Origin of the sequence: Ferrovibrio sp. (assembly GCF_046297595.1) — a bacterium.
In the GTDB taxonomy this organism is placed as follows: Bacteria; Pseudomonadota; Alphaproteobacteria; order Ferrovibrionales; family Ferrovibrionaceae; genus Ferrovibrio.
Genome location: NZ_JBKBHT010000001.1, coordinates 437,266 through 455,455, shown reverse-complemented (window position 1 = coordinate 455,455; position 18,190 = coordinate 437,266). Strand labels below are relative to the sequence as shown.

Genomic DNA, 18,190 nt, shown 5'->3' with positions numbered 1-18,190 from the left:
AGCAGAATGAATAACGAAAGTAGCGAAGGAAACGCCCGGCCATGTCGGCCCAACAACAAGAATACAAACCCGGCGGCGAATTCGATTACATCATCGTGGGCGGCGGCACGGCTGGGTCGCTGCTGGCCAACCGGCTCTCGGCCGATCCACGCAACCGCGTGCTGGTGCTCGAGGCCGGCGGCACGGATGACTGGATCTGGTTCCACATCCCCATCGGCTATCTGTTCGCCATCGGCAATCCGCGCGCCGACTGGTGCTACAAGACCGAGCCGGTGCCGGGCCTGAATAACCGCTCCATCGGCTATGCGCGCGGCAAGGTGATCGGTGGCTGCACGGCCATCAACGCCATGGTCTACATGCGCGGCCAGGTGCAGGATTACGACACCTGGGCCCAGATGGGCCTGTCCGGCTGGGGGTGGGACGATGTGCTGCCCTATTTCCTGAAACACGAGGATCATCAGCTCGGCAAATCCGATCTGCACGGCGTTCCGATTCATGGGGCCGGCGGCGAATGGCGCGTGGAAAAGGCCCGCGTGCGGTGGGACCTGATCGACAGCATCGCCGAAGCCGGCGCGCAGATCGGCATCCCGCGCGTCGATGATTTCAACCTCGGCAACAACGAAGGCTCCGGCTATTTCCAGGTGAACCAGAAGCGCGGCAAACGCTGGTCGGCCGCCACCGGTTTCCTGAAACCCATCCTCTCGCGCCCGAACCTGGAGCTGCGCACGAAGGTGCAGGTCTGCAACGTGGCGCTCGAAGGCAAGCGCGCCACGGGCGTGGTCTACCGGCAGGGCGGCGACAGCTTTTTCGCCCGCGCCAAGGCGGAAGTGATCCTGGCCGCCGGCGCCATCAACTCGCCGCAGCTTCTGCAACTCAGCGGCATCGGCCCGGCCGACCTCCTGAAGGAACACGGGATAGACGTGTTGCATCACCTGCCCGGCGTGGGCGAGAACCTGCAGGATCACCTGCAGCTCCGCCTGATCTATCGCGTGCGCGGCGTGAAAACGATCAACGATGCCGGCCTGTTCGGCAAGGCGATGATGGGCGCGCAATATGCCCTGCTGCGCCGCGGCGCGCTCACCATGGCGCCGTCTACCTTCGGGATGTTCACGCGCTCCGCGCCCGAACACGCCACGCCCAACGTGGAATTCCATATCCAGCCATTGTCGCTCGACAAGTTCGGCGATCCGCTGCATCCGTTTCCGGCCTTCACGGCCTCGATCTGCAACCTGCGGCCCACCTCGCGCGGCCATGTGCGGATCAGGTCGAGTGATCCGCTCGCCGCGCCGGCGATCCAGCCGAATTACCTCTCCACCGAGGCCGATATCCGCGTGGCGATCGATTCCCTGAAACTCACGCGCAAACTGGCATCCGCGCCCGCTTTGGCAAAATACGCGCCGGAGGAATTCCTGCCCGGGCCGGAAGTGCAGTCGGAAGACGACATGCGCGTGGCCGCCGGCCAGCTCGGCGCCACCATCTTCCATCCGGTCTCTACTGCGAAGATGGGCGTCGATTCCGATCCGATGGCGGTGCTGGATGGCCGCCTGCGCGTGCGCGGCGTGGAAGCCTTGCGCGTGATCGACGCCTCGGCGATGCCGCTGATCACCTCGGGCAACACGGCGTCGCCCACGCTGATGATCGCGGAAAAAGGCGCCGAGATGGTGCTGGCGGATAACCGGTAAATGGGACCCTCGGGTCAAGCCCGAGGGTGACGGTAAAAAAATGTCATGCCCGCGAAAGCGGGCATCCCATTTTTAATTTGTTGCCGCCTCACTCCGGCACGAAGCTGATCACGTTCATCAGCAGGCCGACGCGGGCCGGGTTGTCCTCCGGACGGCCGTCCAGGCGCAAAGCGGCGGCGCGGTGGGTGAAGGGCAGCAGCACGCGGCGGTATTTGTAGAATTCCTTCTTCGCCCAGGTCATGCGGTGTTCGGCATGGAAGGGGCGGGCATGCAGCACCGCCACGTCCAGCCCGGCCTGCATCTGGGCGGTGTCGTCGCCGAACATCTCGTGCAGCATCAGCCCGCGCCCGTCGCGACCATAGACCTCGCACAGGATGGTGCCGGCCAGGCGGCAGCGATAGAGCCGCGTGTCGTTCGGGCCGTGCAGCACGTCCCACAGGATGCAGTAGGGCAGCAGGTCGGTGATCGCGGCCGGGTCGATCTGTGCCCGGTCGGGCAGGGGCAGGGCCGAGACGGTGGCCAGCCCGCGCCACCAGTCCAGCGCGCGCAGCAGGCGCGGATCGTTCACCCCGCTCATGTCGGCCCCGGCGCGCAGGGCCTGCGGCAGGTGGCCGAGGTCGGCGGCATCCGCAGTGACTGACGAGGGGGATGCACCGGCGGTGATGCCGGGCAGGAAGGCGGGTGGTTCGGCGGTCATGACACGTCCGTCGCTTGGAGGTAACGGCCCTATATCTATCCCGCCCGCGTTATAAGGGAAGTTAATTTCATGTAATACTAGTGTGATATGGACCGGCTTGAATTAGCGCGCCAGAGTTCCATATATGTTCTGGTTGTCGGCCGAAGGCGTTATGGAAAATCGTTTTACCGAGAATCAATAGTTTAGCATAGCAAAACCATCGCAAAACGACGCAAAACCGTCGCGGCGCGACGCGAAAGACGGGCGGAAAGGCGGGGTATAAAAAAACGGCGACCGTAACATGGTCGCCGCCGAATTTGCCGGCCGTCGCGAGGGGGGATGCGGCGGACGGCAAGGGGAGGAAGTATCAACGGGTGTCAGACTAGCCCGGTCTGTCCGACCGCACGTTGCGCTATGTCAACGCCCCGAACGAAAAAACGCCGGCCGGGAGGGCAGCTCCGGGCCGGCGCGTGATCCGTGTCCGTTTTCGCGGGAAGTTACTTAACGCCGATCCCGGCCGCGCGCACGATGCCGTCGGTGATCATCTTGGCGGCCTCGTCCGGGCCGACCCAGCCGGCCGACTTCACGAACTTGCCCTTCTCCAGGTCCTTGTAGTGCACGAAGAAATGCTCGATCTGCTCGATCAGGCTGGCGGGCAGGTCGGCATAGGTCTGCACGTTGGTGTAGAAGGGGTGCAGCTTGTCCACCGGCACGGCGATGATCTTCTCGTCGCCGCCGGCCTCGTCCTCCATCTTCAGCGCGCCGATCGGGCGCGAGCGGATCACGGCGCCCGCCACCACCGGCACATGGCTCACCACCATGATGTCGCAGGGGTCGCCGTCGCCGCCCAGGGTATGCGGGATGAAGCCGTAATTGGCCGGGTAGAACATGGCGGTGTGCAGGAAGCGGTCGACGAACAGCGCGCCGGAATCCTTGTCCAGCTCGTATTTCACCGGCACGCCGCCGGCCGGAATCTCGATCACGGCGTTGATGTCGTACGGCGGGTTCTTACCCACGCCGATGCGGGCGATATCCATGTCTGGTCCTTTGGACTCGATGGGGTAGGGAGGCGGGCGCCTTTTTCGCAAATGCAGCAGAAAACGCAACCGCTTGATCCCTAATATTTTCGTCGCAGATGCCCGGTTCCCCCGGCTAGGATGGCGCGTAAGCCTATGGGGGGAGTATGCATCGGGAACGCAACGTCAAGATCGTCGCCACGCTCGGCCCCGCCACCGCTTCCGCCGACCGCATCCGCGCCCTGTTCGAGGCCGGCGCCGACGTCTTCCGACTGAATTTCAGCCATGGCAGCCACGACGACCACCTGGCCCGCATCCAGATCGTGCGCGCCCTGGAGCACGAGGCGGGCCGGCCCATCGGCCTGCTCGCCGACCTGCAGGGGCCCAAGCTGCGCATCGGTTCGTTCCGCGACGGCGCGGTGGATCTGATCCCCGGCCAGAATTTCCGCCTCGACATCGAGGGCACGCCGGGCGATGTCACCGGCGTGGCGCTGCCGCATCCGGAAGTGCTGGCCAGCCTGAAACCCGATACCGACCTTCTGCTGGATGACGGCAAGATCCGCCTGCGCGTGCGCGAGGTGCATTCCGGCTGGGCGATGACCGAGGTGATGGTCGGCGGCACGCTGTCCGACCGCAAGGGGCTGAACCTGCCCGATACCGTCGTGCCACTCTCCGCGCTCACGCCCAAGGATCGCGGCGACCTCGCCTTTGCGCTGGCCCATGGCGTGGACTGGGTGGGCCTGAGCTTCGTGCAGCGGCCGGATGATCTGCGCGAGGCGCGCGGGCTGATCCAGGGCCGCGCGGCTTTGCTGGCCAAGATCGAAAAACCGTCTGCCGTGGACGAACTGGACGAGATCGTCGCGCTGTCGGATGCCATCATGGTGGCGCGCGGCGACCTGGGCGTGGAAATGCCGCTGCAGGCGGTGCCCGGCGTGCAGAAGCGCATCGTGCGCGCCGCCCGCCGCGCCGGAAAACCCGTCGTGGTCGCCACCCAGATGCTCGATTCCATGGTCAAGGCGCCGGTGCCGACGCGGGCTGAGGTGTCCGATGTCGCCACCGCGGTCTATGACGGCGCCGATGCCGTGATGCTGTCGGCCGAAACCGCGTCGGGCGAGTATCCGGTGGAATCCGTGCGCACCATGAACGCCATCGCCGAGCAGATCGAGCGCGACCCGCTCTATCGCGGCATCATGGATGCCGAACACAACAGCCCGGAAAGCACGGTGTCGGACGCCATTACGGCGGCCGCCCGCCAGGTGGCCGAAACCATCCGCGCCGCCGCCATCGTCACCTACACCATGTCGGGCTCCACGGCCCTGCGGGCGGCGCGGGAACGGCCCCGGGCGCCGATCCTCTGCCTCACCCCGTTGGTGGAAACCGCGCGAAGGCTCAGTATTGCGTGGGGGGTCAATCCGGTTGTGGCGCCGGATGCGGTGAATTTCTCCGACATGGTGGCCAAGGCGGTGGTTCTGGCGCGGAATTCCGAACTGGCGAAACCCGGCGACATGCTGGTCGTCACCGCCGGCGTTCCGTTCGGAACGCCGGGCAATACCAACGTGCTGCGCATTGCCCGCGTCGAATCCGTGCCGTAAAGCTGGAATCCCGCTTCCCCAGCCCGCCAGAGGCGCCATGACGACGATCCTGCTGCTCTGCGCATCCAACGTGATGATGACCTTCGCCTGGTACTGGCACCTGAAATTCCCGGGCCAGGCCCTGTGGAAGGTGATCCTGATCTCGTGGGGCATCGCGTTTTTCGAATACTGCCTGGCGGTGCCGGCCAACCGGATCGGCTATGCCAGCGGTACCTTCAACGCCGCCCAGCTCAAGATCGTGCAGGAAGTGATCACGCTCAGCGTCTTTGCGCTGTTCGCGGTGTTCTACTTAGGCGAAGGCCTGCGCTGGAATTACCTGGCCGCCTTCGGCTGCCTGGTTGGCGCCGTCTATTTCATCTTCCAGAAATAGCTAAAGCGTCTTGGCGTCGATGCGCCGGCGCAGCTCTTTCAGCTTCTCCGGCCCGTCGGTCAGATGCGGATTGGCCGCCAGCGCGCGGCGCCAGGCGCGCAGGGCCTCGGGCAGGTTGTCCAGCCGCTCCATGATCGTGCCCAGGCCCGACAATGCGCCGAAATGGCGCGGTTCGAGTCTCAGGGTGCGCTCGATATCGGCCACCGAGCCGGCATAATCGCCGGCCAGGAACCGCACCGTGGCGCGCTTGTTGTAGCCTTCGGCGAAATCGGGTTTCAGTTCTATCACGGTGGAGAAGATGTCGACGGCGCGCTTGTAGTCGCCCTTTTCCATCACCGTCACGCCGCCCTGCATCAGGGCTTCCAGCGTGTCGGAATCCGATTTGCCCCAGGCCTCCCAGATCTTGCGTTCGAGTTGCGCGGCCTCGATCGGATTCTGGGTTTCCTGCAGTTTCTCGAACAGCTCGTCCAGGGTGACCGGCGTTTTGGCAGCAGCGGCCTGATCCTGCGCCAGGCCGGGCTGGGCCAGCAGCGCGAGCAGGAGAGGCAGGGCAAGGAATGCCGTGAACCGCATGGGTAAAATGGTAGGTCCCTGCACCCGGCTGGGCAAGGGCAGAATTTTTTTGTCAGTCGAGGGAATAAAACCGCTGGCCGCTGGTCTTACTCCCGGGCGGCCGGAGGGCGGCTGTCCTGTGTTTCTGCAAAGGGGAAGCCCGATGACCATTCGCAACCTGATACTGGCCGGCTTGTTCACGGTCGGCCTTGCCGCCTGCGCCACTGCTGCCATGACCCCGGCCAAGACCGGCAATACCGCGCTCGGCCCCGTGCTGGTCGATGCCAAGGGCATGACGCTTTACACCTTCGACAAGGATGCCACGCCCGGCAAATCCGCCTGCAACGGCCCCTGCGCCCAGAATTGGCCGCCGCTGATGGCCGCCGGCGATGCCAAGGCCAGCGGCGACTGGAGCGTGATCACCCGCGACGACGGCTCGAAGCAATGGGCCTACAAGGGCAAGCCGCTTTATGCCTGGGTCAAGGACACCAAGCCGGGCGACACCACCGGCGACGGCTTCCTCAACGGCGCCTGGCACGTCGCCAAGCCGTAAGGGGAGGGGTAAGCTGGGCGGTACGATCGTCCGTCACGCCGCCCGGCTTACCCGCTGTTTCCTTCGCCATGCTGTTTCGTTCGCGCCAGCCGCATCCCATCGAGGCCGAGATTCCGCGGCTGCGGCGTTTTGCGCTGGCGCTGACGCGTGACGGCGTGCTGGCCGACGACATCGTGCAGGATTGCCTGGAGCGCGCGCTGGCGGCCTGGGCCACGCGGCGCAACGAGGCCAGCCTGCGGCCATGGCTGTTCACGATCTTGCATAACACCTGGCGCAGCCGTCGGACACGCGATGGCAGCCGGCCCGACAGCCGGCCGCTGGACGACAGTGTCGACGAGCCGACCCAAAGCGGCGGCCAGTGGGAGCGGATGGAACTGCGCGATCTGGACAGGGCGCTTGGGCTGCTGCCTGAGGAGCAGCGCAGTCTTCTGCTGCTGGTGGTGGTGGAAGGCCTGAGTTACGAAGAGGCCGCCCGCGTGCAGGATGTGCCGCTGGGCACCGTGATGTCGCGGCTTTTGCGGGCGCGCGAGAAATTGCGGCGGCTGACCGATGGCGAGCCGCCGCATATGGGCGATGATGCAAGGCCGCATCTGAGGAGGGTGAAATGACCGGCGCTGTTGATCAGCCTGTCACCGATGCCGAATTGCAGGCCTATGCCGATGACCGCCTGCCGGTGGCCGACCGCCTGCGCGTCGAGGCATGGTTGCTGAAAAATCCGGACGCCGCAGCAAAGGTTGCGGCCTGGCAGGACCAGGCCGAGGCCCTGCGGCAGCATTTCGCACCGGGGCTCGACGAGCCCGTACCGGCCGCGATGGCGGCTTTGTTCGCGCGGCCGAAACGCGGCGAGATGCTGCTGCGCCAAGGCCTGCGGATCGCCGCCGTCTTGTGCATTGCGCTGCTGGGTGCGGCGGCCGGCTGGTGGGGGCGGGGTTACGTGACGCCGCCTGTACAGGTGGCGGCCCTGCCCCAGGAAGCCACACGTGCGCATCTGGTCTACAGCCGCGAGGTGCTGCATCCGGTGGAGGTGACCGTGAAGGAAGAGCAGCATCTAGTGGCCTGGCTGTCCAAGCGACTGGGCACGGCTCTGCGCGTGCCGTCGCTGACCGCGCAGGGTTATGCCCTGGTGGGTGGGCGGTTGCTGCCGGCCTCCAGCGGCAACCATGCCGCGGCGCAGTTCATGTATGAAAACCGCCAGGGCCAGCGTTTGACGCTGTATGTGCGGACCGGCGAGACGGGCAATGACACCGCCTTCCGTTTCTCCGGGGATGGCGCGGCCGCGGCCTTCTACTGGGTCGATGGAGGCTTTGGCTATGCGCTGGCGGGCGAGACCGGTCGCGAGGCTTTGCTGCCGGTGGCGCGCAGCGTCTACGAGAGCCTCACGCGCTGACGATCAAGCGCCCGGGTTACTCTTCGCGCGCTACGCGCGCAGGCCGCATTGCCGCAGCAGCGCGATGCCGAGCGGACCGGTGGGATCAGCCTGGGCGAACTTGATGGTGAAGTGATTGGCGCCGTTCAGGCGCAGCAGATGCGCCGGCGTGCCGGCATCGCGGCAGGCCTGGTGGAAATCCACGCTCTGCGCCTGCCAGCCCGGCGGCTCGGCGTCGCCGACCGAGATCAGCACCGGGAAGGCAAGCTTCGGCACGAAACGCGTGACGCTGTTGCGCCGAGCCATGGCGTCATCCAGCCGGATTTCGGCATTGACGCTGACATGCAGCACGGGTTCCAGTTCATACACGCCGCTGATCAGACCCAGCGAGGCAATCGCCGGCTTGGGCGGCAGGTCGGCCGGCCATGGCGCGGCGGCCAGCATGGCGGCCAGATGCGCGCCGGCGGAATGGCCGATCACATGGATTTTCGCCGTATCGGCACCCCAGCCGGCGGCCTGCTGCGCCGCATGCACCAACGCCTCCTGCATCTGGCGCACGATGGCATCCAGCGTGACCTTCGGGCAGAGGTCGTAATTCAGGTTCACCACCACCGCGCCGGCCTCGACGAAGGGCACAGCGGCGAAGGTCATGGTGTTCTTGTCCAGCCCGCGCCAGTAACCGCCATGAATCAGCATCACCAGCGGCGCGCCGGTCGTCGGTTGCTTGGGGCGATGCAGGTCGTAGGTCTGCAATGGGCCGGTGCCATAGCGCAGGTCATACTCACCGCCCAGCGCCTCGCGCGCCGCGGCCGAGCGTTCGACATAGGCGTTGAAATGCTGCTCGAAATCCGGCACCGAGCGACGCGGATTATACTGCGCTTCCAGTTCGTCTTCGCTCAGGCGGCGCCAGTCGAAGCTCCCCATCACATCTCTCCATAGGTGCCGGCCACGCGGGCACGCACTTTCAGCAGGGCCAGAACCGTATCGATGGTCGGCGTCTCGATGCGCAGCTTCTGCGCCAGCTCGGCGATCACGCCGATCAGGGCGCCGATTTCCATCGGCCGGCCGGCTTCCAGGTCCTGCAGCATCGAAGTCTTGTGCGGGCCGACCTTTTCGGCCGCGCCCATGCGCTGTTCAATGGTGAGCGGAAACTCGATACCCAGCGCCTGGCCGACCTGGCGGGACTCTTCCATCATTTTACCCAGCACCGAGCGCGCATCCGGATCGCGCGACAGGCCTTCCAGCGTGCCATGGGTCAGCACGCTGACCGGATTGTAGGAGAGGTTGCCCCACAGCTTGGTCCAGATTTCCTGACGGATGTTGGGATGCACCGGTGCTTCCACGCCGGCAGCGGTGAGGATTTCGCTCAGGCGCTGCACGCGGTCGGATTTGGCGCCATCGGGCTCGCCGAGCGGCAGGCCATTGCCGCTGCTGTGATGGATCACGCCGGGCGCGGCGACAGCGCCGGCCAGCCAGACCACGCTGCCGATGGCGCGCTGCGGCCCGATCAGGTTCCACTGCTTCGCGCCGGGATCGACCGAGGCGAGCTGCGTGCCGTCCAGCGGGCCGCCATGCCTGTGGAAGTACCAGTAGGGTACGCCGTTCATCGCCGTCAGCAGGGCCGTGTCGGGGCCGAACAGCGGCAGCATGCGTTCGGCCATGGCCGGCACGGCCGGCGCCTTCAGGCTGAGGATCACGTAATCCTGCGGTCCGGCTTCGGCCGGATCGTCGGTGCAGGCCGGATGCACGGTGAAGCTGGTGCCCTTGCTGTCGATACGCAGGCCGTGGCTGCGGATGGCGTCGCGATGGGCGCCGCGGGCGATCAGCGTCACGTCATGCCCGGCACGTGCCAGCAGGCCGCCCAGATATCCGCCGATGGCACCGGCGCCGACGACCGCGATACGCATCACGCCTCCAGGTTCGGCTTGTGCTGGGCCATCCACTGGGCCAGCCGCTCGCGTTCGGCGGCCGTGACCCAGAGGCCGCATTTGGTGCGGCGCCACAGCACGTCGTCGGCCTCGCGCGCCCATTCATGGCGCATCAGGTACTCCACCTCGCGTGCATAGAGCCCGCCGCCGAAGCTTTCACCCAGGTCGCTGGCCCATTGCGTATCGCCGAGGATATCGTGCGCCGCGCTGCCGTGGCGGCGCGCGAGACGCGTCAGCCAGGCCGGATCGAGGCCGGGATATTTGTGTTTCAGGTCGGCCAGGAAGGCCTCGAAACCGGCCGCTTTCAGATCGCCGCCGGGCAGGGGTTTGCTGCCCGACCAGGGTTTGCCCATCTGCGGATAGAAGGGCGCCAGTTTTTCAAGAACCTGCTCGGCCAGACGGCGCGAGGTGGTCAGCTTGCCGCCATAGACCGAGAGCAGCGGCGCGTCGCCGGTCTTGCCTTCGAGGTCCAGCACATAGTCGCGCGTGATGGCAGATGGATCGCTGTCACCATCGTCATAGAGCGGTCGCACGCCAGCGAAGCTCCACACGATCTGCTCGCGCGTCACCGGCTGCGCGAAATATTCGCTGGCGGCTTCCAGCAGGTAGACGGTTTCTTCCTCGCTGATGCGCGGCGGGCCGTCCAGTTTGTCGAGCTGGATGTCGGTGGTGCCGATCAGGGTGAAGTCGCGTTCGTAGGGGATCGCGAAGATGATGCGGTTGTCGGCATTCTGGAAGATGTAGCAGTGATCGCCGTCGAACAGCTTTTTCGTGACGATATGGCTGCCCTTGATCAGGCGCACGCTGTTTTTCGGGGTCTGGCTGAAGGCGCCGGTCAGCGTCTCGCGCACCCAGGGGCCGCCGGCATTGACGATGCCACGCGCAATCACCTCGCGGCTGGCGCCGTTGGCCTGGTCGGTCAGGGTCACATGCCACAGGCCGCTTGCGCGGCGGGCGGCGGTGACGGCAGTACGCGTGAATATCTGGCTGCCCATGCGGCGGGCATCCATCGCGTTCAGCACCACGAAACGGGAATCGTCCACCCAGCAGTCGGAATATTCGAAACCGCGTTTGAACTCTTTCTTCAGCGGCCTGCCGCGCGGATCGCCCTGGGTGAAGTCCACGCCTACCGAGCCGGGCAGGGTCTGGCGGCCGGCCAGATGGTCGTAGAGGAACAGGCCGATGCGGATCATCCAGGCCGGACGCAGGCCGGGATGATGCGGCAGCACGAAGCGCAACGGCCAGATGATGTGCGGCGCCATCTTCATCAGCACTTCGCGCTCGCCCAGCGCCTCGCGCACCAGTCGGAATTCGTAATGCTCCAGATAGCGCAGGCCGCCGTGGATCAGCTTGGTGGCGGCCGATGAGGTGGCGCCGGCAAGGTCGCCGCGTTCGGCCAGCAGCAGGGAAAGGCCACGCCCGGCGGCGTCGCGGGCGATGCCCGTGCCGTTCACGCCGCCGCCGATGACCAGCAGATCAACGGGTTGAGATTTCATTGGAAAACGACCGACTTGGGAACTTGGCTGAAGAAACTGGGGAAGGGTCGTTTATACGGTCACGCTCACCCGCTGCGCAAGGTCGAGGTCCAGCCGGCCGCGCCGGCCCAGGCCGCGATAGGCCTGCAGCGCGCCGCCATGGGCCTCGCGCGCCGCTCCGGCTTCCTCGCCGGCCTGGCCAAGCTGCTGCGCGTGATAGGTGTTCAGCCCGAACGCCGCGCGCCAGGCGCGGCGACGTTCCAGATGGGGCGGAATTTCGATGCTCTGGTCGGCCGGCTCGCCCCGGTCGGTGCGGCGCCGCAGCAGCTGGGCCACCGCCCCGGCGGTGCTCTGGCGGGCCTTCTGCAGGGCGGCGGGGCTGGTCTCGCTCTGGGCGTCGGGGCTGAAGCCCGGATTTCCGGCATTCCGCTGCCGGCGCAGGGCGGAATCGGCCATCGAATCGACCGCCCCAGCCGAAGGCTGGAGGACCGTGCCGATGCCGATGCTTGTAACCATGTTGCCCCGTGTTGCAGAGGCGGACTCAAGCAGGGATTCGGTAAATGCCGGGTTAACTTCAGGCCGGCTTGTCCAGCCGGTAGACCTCAATGGGGGCCTGGCGGCCCTTCACGGTCATGCGGCCGACCAGCGGCGGTTTGGGATCAAGCCGGGCCGATTCCACGGTCTCGGCGCTGGCCAGGGCGATGAACTGCTCGGTCTCGCTCATATGGTCGTGGCCGAGCTGCTCAAGCCGCTGGGCGGAATTCACCGTATCGCCCACGACCGTGTAGTTGATGCGGCCGGGCGCGCCGATATTGCCGATCACCACCGGGCCGGAATGCAGGCCGATGCGCAGGCGCAGCACCGGCTTGCCCAGCATCTGGCGGCGGGCATTGTCGGCCGCCATCTCGCGGCAGATCGCCATGGCGGCGCGGCAGGCGCGCACGGCATGGTCCTCGTCGCGCTTGATGCCGCCCCACAGCGCCATCACCGCATCGCCGATGAACTTGTCGACCACGCCGCCCTCGGCCTCGATGCAGGCGGTCACCAGCTCGAAATGCTCGTTCAGTATGGCGGCGACTTCCTCGGCCTGCATCCGCTCCGACATGGCGGTGAAGCCGACCAGATCGGTGAACATCACGGTCACTTCGCGCTGCTTGCTGATGTTGATGGCGTCCTCGCCTTCGCGCACCAGGCGGTTGACCAGCTTGCGCGGCACGTAGTTGCCGAACCAGTGCAGGGCGGCATTGGCGGCGTTGATCGCTTGGGCGGCATCGTCGAGTTCGCGCAGGCGCGTGCGGTCGAGCGGCGGCGCGTCGAAATCCAGGTTGCGCAGGCGGTTGGCGGCATCGCTGATCGCCAGCAGCGGGCGGCGGATCAGGTGGGCGATGCGCCAGGCCACCAGCAGCGACAGCACCAGGCTCAGCGCACCCGCCGCGGCGGCGATCTGCAGGCGCCAGATTTCGGTCTCGATCTGGTCGAAGGCGAAATAGCGGCCGACGATCCAGGGTTTGTCGCCATAATCTTCCAGCCGGCGATAGACGAAGATCCATTGCCGCCCCTCGGCGCTGACGATATGCGCGCCTTCGCTGCCCAGCATGGCATTCGCCAGGCGGCGCTCGATCTTGCCGTCCCATATCTGGCGCAGCACAGGATCGTGGATGTCGTTCAGCGTCGGCAGGGGCTTGTCGGCCGACACCGTGTATTGATGGTTGAGCAGGGTCGGATGGGCGAGAACATGCTCATCGTCGTAGAGGATGAAATTCACCGCCTCGCCATCGATGCTGTCGGTTTCGATCAGGCGCGATAGCGAACCCAGCGACAGCACGGCCAGCACCTCGCCGGCAAAGCTGCCGTCGATGTTCACCGGCGCATGGGCATTGATCATGGCCTGGTGGATTTCCGGGTTCCAGATCAGGTCGCCCCACCGGGCTTCGCGGTTGTCGGCCTGATGCGCCATCAGGAACAGCCGCCGCACGGCCTCGCTGCGTGCCGCCGCGTCATTGTATTCGTTGATGTCGCTGTGGTGGGTGATCGTCGTACCGCCGGGCAGACGAACCGCGCGGGTGGCCATCATATCAGCGCGCAGCAGGCCGAAGGCATCCACCTGCGGCAGGCCGTCCAGCGCCGCGATCATGTAATCCTTCAGGCGATCGACATCGTCGACGCCGATCTTCTTCTCTTCCAGTCGCCGAGCCATGGCATCGACATGGGCCAGCGCCGGATCGAGCCGCAGGCGGGTGCGCTCCACCAGGCGCGCCACGATGGTCTCGTTGCGCTCGCGCAGCAGGTCCACGGTGTTGAGGCGGCCGTTGAGCATGGCGATGCCGAACGCCGCGGCCGCCAGGAACATCAGCGTCCCGACGCCGAGCGTGAGGACGAGGGAAATTGACGGCCGCAGGCGCAGCCGTTTTTCGGGCTTCATGGGAACAGGCAGTCCGGCCGTAGCCGTGTCACCCCTTGTTGCGGGCAAGAGCCTCGACCTGCTTGCGCAGCTCTTCCATCTGCTTCTTCAGCGTGTCGACTTCCGGCTTTTCGCCAGGCATCGCCTTGTCGCCGCCAGCAGGCTTGTCAGCATCGTTCATGCCGGCGACGAATGGATTGAACATGGTCATGGCGCGCTGAAACATCGCCATGTTCTGGCGACCCATTTCCTCGATGCTGCGGAACGGGAACATTTCGCCGAAGGCTTCCGCCATATACTGGCGCATCTGTTCCTGGTTGCGCTGGAAGGAGGCCATCGAGACTTCCAGATAGCTCGGCACCAGGGTCTGCAGGCTGTCGCCATAGAAGGAAATCAGCCGACGGAGGAAGCCGATGGGCAACAATTGCTGCCCGCCCTTGGATTCCTCCTCGAAAATGATCTGGGTGAGCACCCCGCGGGTGATGTCCTCGCCGGTCTTGGCGTCCTCGACGACGAAATCCTGACCGTCCTTCACCATCTGGCAGAGGTTTTCCAGGGTCACGTAAGACGATGTCGCCGTATTGTACAGCCGACGGTTCGCGTATTTCTTGATCTTAACGACTGGCGCCGCTGTCGTCTGGTCAGTTTCGGCCACGGTACGCGCTCCCTAGCATCTGTTGCGGCGCATTTCACTCGGTATTGTATGCATGCGCAAGCCTCTTGTTGCGCTGCGAAAGGGTGGCCGGAATCCGGCCTTTCGGTATACTCTCCGGCCATGGACGATCCCAAGGCGCCTCCCGGTTCGAACGATGCCCAGATCCTGGCGCAGAAGTTTCTCGACCTGTGGCAGGAGCAGGCCGGTCTGCTGGCCACCGATCCGAAACTGGCGGAGCTGTCGGCCAACTGGCTGACCCTGTGGCAACAGGGCGCCCAGGCTGCGAGCCAGGCGGCGCAGCAGGCAGGCACGGGGCAAGGAGGCGCGAATGCCGGACCATCAGCCGCATCCGTTTCACCGTCTGGGTCCGCGTCCGCTGCCCCTGCATCTGGCGACCGCCAACCTGATCCTGCTGAGCTCGCTCGCCGGCTGGCCGAGTGCGAGGCACGCATCGCTGCCCTGGAATCCGCTGCTGCAGCCGCGCCTCGACGCGCTGCTGCCCGAACTCGCAAACGTCGACCCGACTGATTTCGCCCATGCGCTGATGCGCGCCGGCATCGCGCGGCTCACCGCCATGACCGGTGCCATGCTGCGCTATCGCCGGCATGCCTGGCGGCGCGAGCTGCCCGATCCGCCGGTTGTCTGGCGCGAGGGCGGCAGCCGGCTGTTGGGCTATGCCGAGGCCGGCATCCCGGTTCTCATGGTGCCGTCGCTGGTGAACCGCGCCTATGTGCTGGACCTGGCCGAGGGGCAGAGTCTGTCGCGCTGGCTTCCCAAACAGGGCCTGCGGCCCTTCCTGTTCGACTGGGGCGATCCGGGCGAGACGGAGCAGCGCTTCGAGCTGGCCGATTACATCGCGCGCATCGTGCGGGCCCTGCGCCATGTGCGGCAGCTCTGTGGCCGGCCGCCGCTTCTGCTGGGCTATTGCATGGGGGGCAACCTGGCGCTGGCCGCAGCCCTCCAGTCGCCCGAGGACGTGGCGGCTCTGGCCCTGCTGGCGACACCGTGGGATTTCCATGCCGGCGGCGCCCATCATGCGGCTCTGGTGCAGGCGCTGGCGCCGGCCATCGTACCGCCGCCGGCCGCCGATCCGGACGCATCGCCGCCGATGCTGGATGTCGATGTGCTGCAGGGTTTCTTCTGGGCGCTGGACCCGCTCACCGCATTGAAGAAATTCACCCTGTTTAACGCCATGCCCGAGGGCGGCGAGAACGAGCGCCGCTTCATCGCCATGGAAGACTGGCTGAACGATGGCGTGCCGCTGGCTGGGCGGGTGGCGCGGGAATGCCTGCTGGGCTGGTATGGCGAGAATACGCCGCCGCGCGGCGCCTGGAAGATCGGCGGCCAGGCCGTGCTGCCGCAGGACTGGCGCAAGCCGGCCCTGGTGGTGCTGCCGGAACGCGACAAGCTGGTGCCCAAGGAAGGGGCTGCCGTTTTATTGGCGCAACTGCCGCAGGCCGACCGCCACGACGCCCCCAGTGGCCATATCGGCATGGTGGTGGGGCCGCGTGCCGAGACCGGGTTATGGCAGCCGCTGGCCAACTGGCTGACCGTGACAGCGCGCCGCGCTCAGGACACGGAACAAAACGGCCTGCCGCAGCGTCGCCGGCGCCGCACGGCCAGGACTGCGACCAAAGTGCAGGCCTGAAGCACGTTTTGCAGCGCGGCAGGCCTTGCCGCATCTGCGAAAAGCCCGCTATCGTCACCCATCCCGCGCGGCGGCGCCCTACAATGATCGCCGCGTTGTCTCGCCCGCAGTGATGTCCCTAGCTGGACGTGGAGGAACACCAAATGACCGATATCGTCATCGCCGCCGCCGCCCGTACCCCGGTCGGTTCGTTCAACGGTTCGCTCAGCACGGTGCCGGCGCATTATCTCGGCCAGGTCGCCATCGATGGCGCGCTCAAGCGCGCGGGCGTGCAGCCGGGCGAGGTGAGCGAAGTGATCATGGGCCAGATCCTGACGGCGGCGCAGGGCCAGAACCCGGCGCGCCAGGCTTCGATCAATGCCGGCCTGCCGGTGGAAGTGCCGGCCTGGGGCGTGAACATGCTATGCGGCTCGGGCCTGCGCGCGGTGGCGCTGGGTTTCCAGGCGATCAAGAACGGCGACAGCAGCATCGTGGTCGCCGGCGGCCAGGAAAGCATGAGTCAGGCGCCGCATGCCGCCTATCTGCGCGCTGGCCACAAGATGGGCGATCTCGGCTTCATCGACACCATGATCCGCGACGGCCTGTGGGATGCCTTCAATGGCTACCACATGGGCAACACGGCAGAGAACGTGGCCAAGCAGTTCCAGATCACCCGCGACCAGCAGGATGAATTCGCGGTGAAGAGCCAGAACAAGGCCGAGGCCGCGCAGAAGGCCGGCAAGTTCAAGGACGAGATCGTTCCGGTCACCATCAAGGGCCGCAAGGGCGACACCATTGTCGACCAGGACGAATATATCCGTGCCGGCGCGACGCTGGATGCCATGAAGGGCCTGCGTCCGGCTTTCGCCAAGGATGGTTCGGTCACCGCCGGCAATGCCTCGGGCATCAATGACGGCGCCGCCGCCGTGGTGCTGATGAGCGCCGAGGAAGCCAAGAAGCGCGGCGTGAAGCCGCTGGCCCGCATCGTGTCGTGGGCGCAGTCGGGTGTCGATCCCTCGATCATGGGTACCGGTCCGATCCCGGCTTCGCGTGCGGCACTCGCCAAGGCCGGCTGGAAGCCCGGCGATCTCGATCTGGTGGAGGCCAATGAGGCTTTTGCCGCCCAGGCCTGCGCCGTGAACAAGGACATGGGCTGGGATACCGACAAGGTGAACGTGAATGGCGGCGCGATCGCCATCGGCCATCCGATCGGCGCCTCGGGCGCCCGCGTGCTGGTGACGCTGTTGTATGAAATGCAGCGCCGCGATGCCAAGAAGGGTCTCGCCACCCTTTGCATCGGCGGCGGCATGGGCATCGCCATGTGCGTGCAGCGCGACTGAGTGACGCATTCGACCAAAGGCCGGGAGGGGGTATCCCGGCCTTTGCTGTATATCAATGCTGCGTGGCGCACATCTGACATCATAAAAGCCGACGCAGCGGCGGATCAAAAAAGCTCAACAGGAGGAATGTATCCATGTCCCGCGTAGCGATTGTCACCGGCGGCACCCGAGGGATCGGGGCTGCGATTTCCAAGCTGCTGCACCAGAACGGCTACAAGGTTGCCGCCAATTACGCCGGCAATGCCGAACGCGCCAAGGCCTTCGAGGCCGAAACCGGCATCAAGACCTATAAATGGGATGTCGCCAGCTTTGAGGATTGCGTCGCCGGCGTGAAGCAGGTTGAAAGCGAACTCGGCCCGGTCGATATCGTGGTCAACAATGCCGGCATCACCCGCGACGGCACACTGCAGAGGATGAGCCACGAACAGTGGCAGGCGGTGATCGACACCAATCTGGGCGGCTGTTTCAACATGTGCCGCGCCGTGATCGAAGGCATGCGCGAGCGCGGCTTCGGCCGCATCGTCAACATCGGCTCGATCAACGGCCAGGCCGGCCAGTATGGCCAGGTGAACTACGCCGCCGCCAAGTCGGGCATCCATGGTTTCACCAAGGCGCTGGCGCAGGAAGGCGCCGCCCGCGGCATCACCGTGAACGCCATCGCGCCGGGCTATATCGACACCGACATGGTTGCCGCCGTGCCGGCCAACGTGCTGGAAAAGATCGTCGCCAAGATCCCGGTCGGCCGCCTGGGTCGCGCCGAGGAGATTGCCCGCGGGGTGCAGTTCCTGGTCGCCGACGAAGCCGGCTTCGTCACTGGTTCTACCCTTAGCATCAACGGCGGCCAGCACATGTACTGATCCGCAGGGGCGGTTTTCCGCCCCTATCGTCCTGAATATCGCCGCCGGCCGGGTTATCCCGCCGGCGGCGAAATTTTTTGTGGCGTGAATCCGGTGGCCG

Annotated in this window: 18 protein-coding genes; 9 read left to right on the top strand and 9 right to left on the bottom strand. The window is 65.9% G+C overall.

What is annotated here, in order from left to right:
• Window positions 1–41: 41 nt before the first annotated feature.
• Window positions 42–1,682: a GMC family oxidoreductase gene (locus ACK4FJ_RS02315; RefSeq protein WP_409763414.1), complete on the top strand. Its 1,641-nt coding sequence runs from the start codon at window positions 42–44 to the stop codon at window positions 1,680–1,682.
• Between the two features lie 88 nt (window positions 1,683–1,770).
• Here ACK4FJ_RS02315 and ACK4FJ_RS02310 read toward each other — a convergent pair whose 3' ends face one another.
• Complete coding sequence (locus ACK4FJ_RS02310; protein WP_409763411.1) at window positions 1,771–2,379, bottom strand: PAS domain-containing protein; 609 nt, start codon at window positions 2,377–2,379, stop codon at window positions 1,771–1,773.
• 476 nt (window positions 2,380–2,855) lie between these two features.
• On the bottom strand, window positions 2,856–3,395 hold the full coding sequence (ppa, locus tag ACK4FJ_RS02305) for an inorganic diphosphatase (protein ID WP_409763408.1): 540 nt from the start codon (window positions 3,393–3,395) through the stop codon (window positions 2,856–2,858).
• 146 nt (window positions 3,396–3,541) lie between these two features.
• Here ppa and pyk point away from each other — a divergent pair, with 146 nt between their 5' ends.
• Both pyk and ACK4FJ_RS02295 read left to right on the top strand, forming a co-directional pair.
• On the top strand, window positions 3,542–4,966 hold the full coding sequence (gene pyk, locus ACK4FJ_RS02300) for a pyruvate kinase (protein ID WP_409763405.1): 1,425 nt from the start codon (window positions 3,542–3,544) through the stop codon (window positions 4,964–4,966).
• Between the two features lie 37 nt (window positions 4,967–5,003).
• Window positions 5,004–5,336, top strand: coding sequence for a DMT family protein (locus ACK4FJ_RS02295; RefSeq protein WP_409763402.1), 333 nt, complete (start codon window positions 5,004–5,006; stop codon window positions 5,334–5,336).
• Here the strand turns inward: ACK4FJ_RS02295 and ACK4FJ_RS02290 are convergent, their stop codons facing one another.
• On the bottom strand, window positions 5,337–5,909 hold the full coding sequence (locus tag ACK4FJ_RS02290) for a tetratricopeptide repeat protein (protein WP_409763399.1): 573 nt from the start codon (window positions 5,907–5,909) through the stop codon (window positions 5,337–5,339).
• A 142-nt stretch (window positions 5,910–6,051) separates the two neighbouring features.
• On the opposite strand from ACK4FJ_RS02290, the gene ACK4FJ_RS02285 reads away from it, so the two are divergent.
• The 3 genes from ACK4FJ_RS02285 (at window position 6,052) to ACK4FJ_RS02275 (ending at window position 7,828) form a co-directional block, all read left to right on the top strand.
• Complete coding sequence (locus ACK4FJ_RS02285) at window positions 6,052–6,441, top strand: hypothetical protein (RefSeq protein ID WP_409763397.1); 390 nt, start codon at window positions 6,052–6,054, stop codon at window positions 6,439–6,441.
• A 68-nt stretch (window positions 6,442–6,509) separates the two neighbouring features.
• Window positions 6,510–7,049 carry a sigma-70 family RNA polymerase sigma factor gene (locus tag ACK4FJ_RS02280; RefSeq protein ID WP_409763394.1) on the top strand — a complete coding sequence of 180 codons (540 nt, stop codon included), beginning with the start codon at window positions 6,510–6,512 and terminating at the stop codon, window positions 7,047–7,049.
• On the top strand, window positions 7,046–7,828 hold the full coding sequence (locus ACK4FJ_RS02275) for an anti-sigma factor family protein (protein WP_409763391.1): 783 nt from the start codon (window positions 7,046–7,048) through the stop codon (window positions 7,826–7,828). Before ACK4FJ_RS02280 ends, ACK4FJ_RS02275 begins: the two co-directional genes overlap by 4 nt.
• Window positions 7,829–7,858: 30 nt before the next feature.
• Here ACK4FJ_RS02275 and ACK4FJ_RS02270 read toward each other — a convergent pair whose 3' ends face one another.
• Genes ACK4FJ_RS02270 through phaR form a run of 6 tightly spaced genes read right to left on the bottom strand, consistent with a single transcriptional unit; the run spans window position 7,859 to window position 14,266 of the window.
• Window positions 7,859–8,731: an alpha/beta hydrolase gene (locus tag ACK4FJ_RS02270; RefSeq protein WP_409763388.1), complete on the bottom strand. Its 873-nt coding sequence runs from the start codon at window positions 8,729–8,731 to the stop codon at window positions 7,859–7,861.
• Window positions 8,731–9,714, bottom strand: a complete 984-nt coding sequence (locus ACK4FJ_RS02265) for a 2-dehydropantoate 2-reductase (protein WP_409763385.1) — start codon at window positions 9,712–9,714, stop codon at window positions 8,731–8,733. Before ACK4FJ_RS02265 ends, ACK4FJ_RS02270 begins: the two co-directional genes overlap by 1 nt.
• Window positions 9,714–11,231, bottom strand: a complete 1,518-nt coding sequence (gene glpD, locus ACK4FJ_RS02260; protein WP_409763382.1) for a glycerol-3-phosphate dehydrogenase — start codon at window positions 11,229–11,231, stop codon at window positions 9,714–9,716. The genes ACK4FJ_RS02265 and glpD overlap by 1 nt, the downstream gene beginning before the upstream one ends.
• 51 nt (window positions 11,232–11,282) lie before the next feature.
• Window positions 11,283–11,726, bottom strand: a complete 444-nt coding sequence (locus ACK4FJ_RS02255) for a hypothetical protein (RefSeq protein ID WP_409763379.1) — start codon at window positions 11,724–11,726, stop codon at window positions 11,283–11,285.
• A gap of 58 nt (window positions 11,727–11,784) precedes the next feature.
• Window positions 11,785–13,632 carry an adenylate/guanylate cyclase domain-containing protein gene (locus ACK4FJ_RS02250; RefSeq protein ID WP_409763376.1) on the bottom strand — a complete coding sequence of 616 codons (1,848 nt, stop codon included), beginning with the start codon at window positions 13,630–13,632 and terminating at the stop codon, window positions 11,785–11,787.
• A 28-nt stretch (window positions 13,633–13,660) separates the two neighbouring features.
• Window positions 13,661–14,266, bottom strand: a complete 606-nt coding sequence (phaR, locus tag ACK4FJ_RS02245; RefSeq protein ID WP_409763372.1) for a polyhydroxyalkanoate synthesis repressor PhaR — start codon at window positions 14,264–14,266, stop codon at window positions 13,661–13,663.
• 328 nt (window positions 14,267–14,594) lie between these two features.
• On the opposite strand from phaR, the gene ACK4FJ_RS02240 reads away from it, so the two are divergent.
• The 3 genes from ACK4FJ_RS02240 to phbB all read left to right on the top strand — a co-directional run bounded on the left by ACK4FJ_RS02240 (window position 14,595) and on the right by phbB (window position 18,090).
• The gene (locus ACK4FJ_RS02240; protein WP_409763369.1) at window positions 14,595–15,914 is read left to right on the top strand and encodes an alpha/beta fold hydrolase; all 1,320 of its coding nucleotides are present in this window, start codon (window positions 14,595–14,597) and stop codon (window positions 15,912–15,914) included.
• A 143-nt stretch (window positions 15,915–16,057) separates the two neighbouring features.
• Window positions 16,058–17,233, top strand: a complete 1,176-nt coding sequence (locus ACK4FJ_RS02235; protein ID WP_409763366.1) for an acetyl-CoA C-acetyltransferase — start codon at window positions 16,058–16,060, stop codon at window positions 17,231–17,233.
• A gap of 134 nt (window positions 17,234–17,367) precedes the next feature.
• Complete coding sequence (gene phbB / locus ACK4FJ_RS02230; RefSeq protein ID WP_409763363.1) at window positions 17,368–18,090, top strand: acetoacetyl-CoA reductase; 723 nt, start codon at window positions 17,368–17,370, stop codon at window positions 18,088–18,090.
• Window positions 18,091–18,190: the final 100 nt, after the last annotated feature.

Excerpts from the sequence above, each read along its gene's own strand:
- ACK4FJ_RS02315 (WP_409763414.1), top strand. The coding sequence starts at position 42 with ATGTCGGCCCAACAACAAGAATACAAACCCGGCGGCGAATTCGATTAC.
- ACK4FJ_RS02310 (WP_409763411.1), bottom strand. The coding sequence starts at position 2,379 with ATGACCGCCGAACCACCCGCCTTCCTGCCCGGCATCACCGCCGGTGCA.
- ppa (WP_409763408.1), bottom strand. The coding sequence starts at position 3,395 with ATGGATATCGCCCGCATCGGCGTGGGTAAGAACCCGCCGTACGACATC.
- pyk (WP_409763405.1), top strand. The coding sequence starts at position 3,542 with ATGCATCGGGAACGCAACGTCAAGATCGTCGCCACGCTCGGCCCCGCC.
- ACK4FJ_RS02295 (WP_409763402.1), top strand. The coding sequence starts at position 5,004 with ATGACGACGATCCTGCTGCTCTGCGCATCCAACGTGATGATGACCTTC.
- ACK4FJ_RS02290 (WP_409763399.1), bottom strand. The coding sequence starts at position 5,909 with ATGCGGTTCACGGCATTCCTTGCCCTGCCTCTCCTGCTCGCGCTGCTG.
- ACK4FJ_RS02285 (WP_409763397.1), top strand. The coding sequence starts at position 6,052 with ATGACCATTCGCAACCTGATACTGGCCGGCTTGTTCACGGTCGGCCTT.
- ACK4FJ_RS02280 (WP_409763394.1), top strand. The coding sequence starts at position 6,510 with ATGCTGTTTCGTTCGCGCCAGCCGCATCCCATCGAGGCCGAGATTCCG.
- ACK4FJ_RS02275 (WP_409763391.1), top strand. The coding sequence starts at position 7,046 with ATGACCGGCGCTGTTGATCAGCCTGTCACCGATGCCGAATTGCAGGCC.
- ACK4FJ_RS02270 (WP_409763388.1), bottom strand. The coding sequence starts at position 8,731 with ATGGGGAGCTTCGACTGGCGCCGCCTGAGCGAAGACGAACTGGAAGCG.
- ACK4FJ_RS02265 (WP_409763385.1), bottom strand. The coding sequence starts at position 9,714 with ATGCGTATCGCGGTCGTCGGCGCCGGTGCCATCGGCGGATATCTGGGC.
- glpD (WP_409763382.1), bottom strand. The coding sequence starts at position 11,231 with ATGAAATCTCAACCCGTTGATCTGCTGGTCATCGGCGGCGGCGTGAAC.
- ACK4FJ_RS02255 (WP_409763379.1), bottom strand. The coding sequence starts at position 11,726 with ATGGTTACAAGCATCGGCATCGGCACGGTCCTCCAGCCTTCGGCTGGG.
- ACK4FJ_RS02250 (WP_409763376.1), bottom strand. The coding sequence starts at position 13,632 with ATGAAGCCCGAAAAACGGCTGCGCCTGCGGCCGTCAATTTCCCTCGTC.
- ACK4FJ_RS02240 (WP_409763369.1), top strand. The coding sequence starts at position 14,595 with ATGCCGGACCATCAGCCGCATCCGTTTCACCGTCTGGGTCCGCGTCCG.
- ACK4FJ_RS02235 (WP_409763366.1), top strand. The coding sequence starts at position 16,058 with ATGACCGATATCGTCATCGCCGCCGCCGCCCGTACCCCGGTCGGTTCG.
- phbB (WP_409763363.1), top strand. The coding sequence starts at position 17,368 with ATGTCCCGCGTAGCGATTGTCACCGGCGGCACCCGAGGGATCGGGGCT.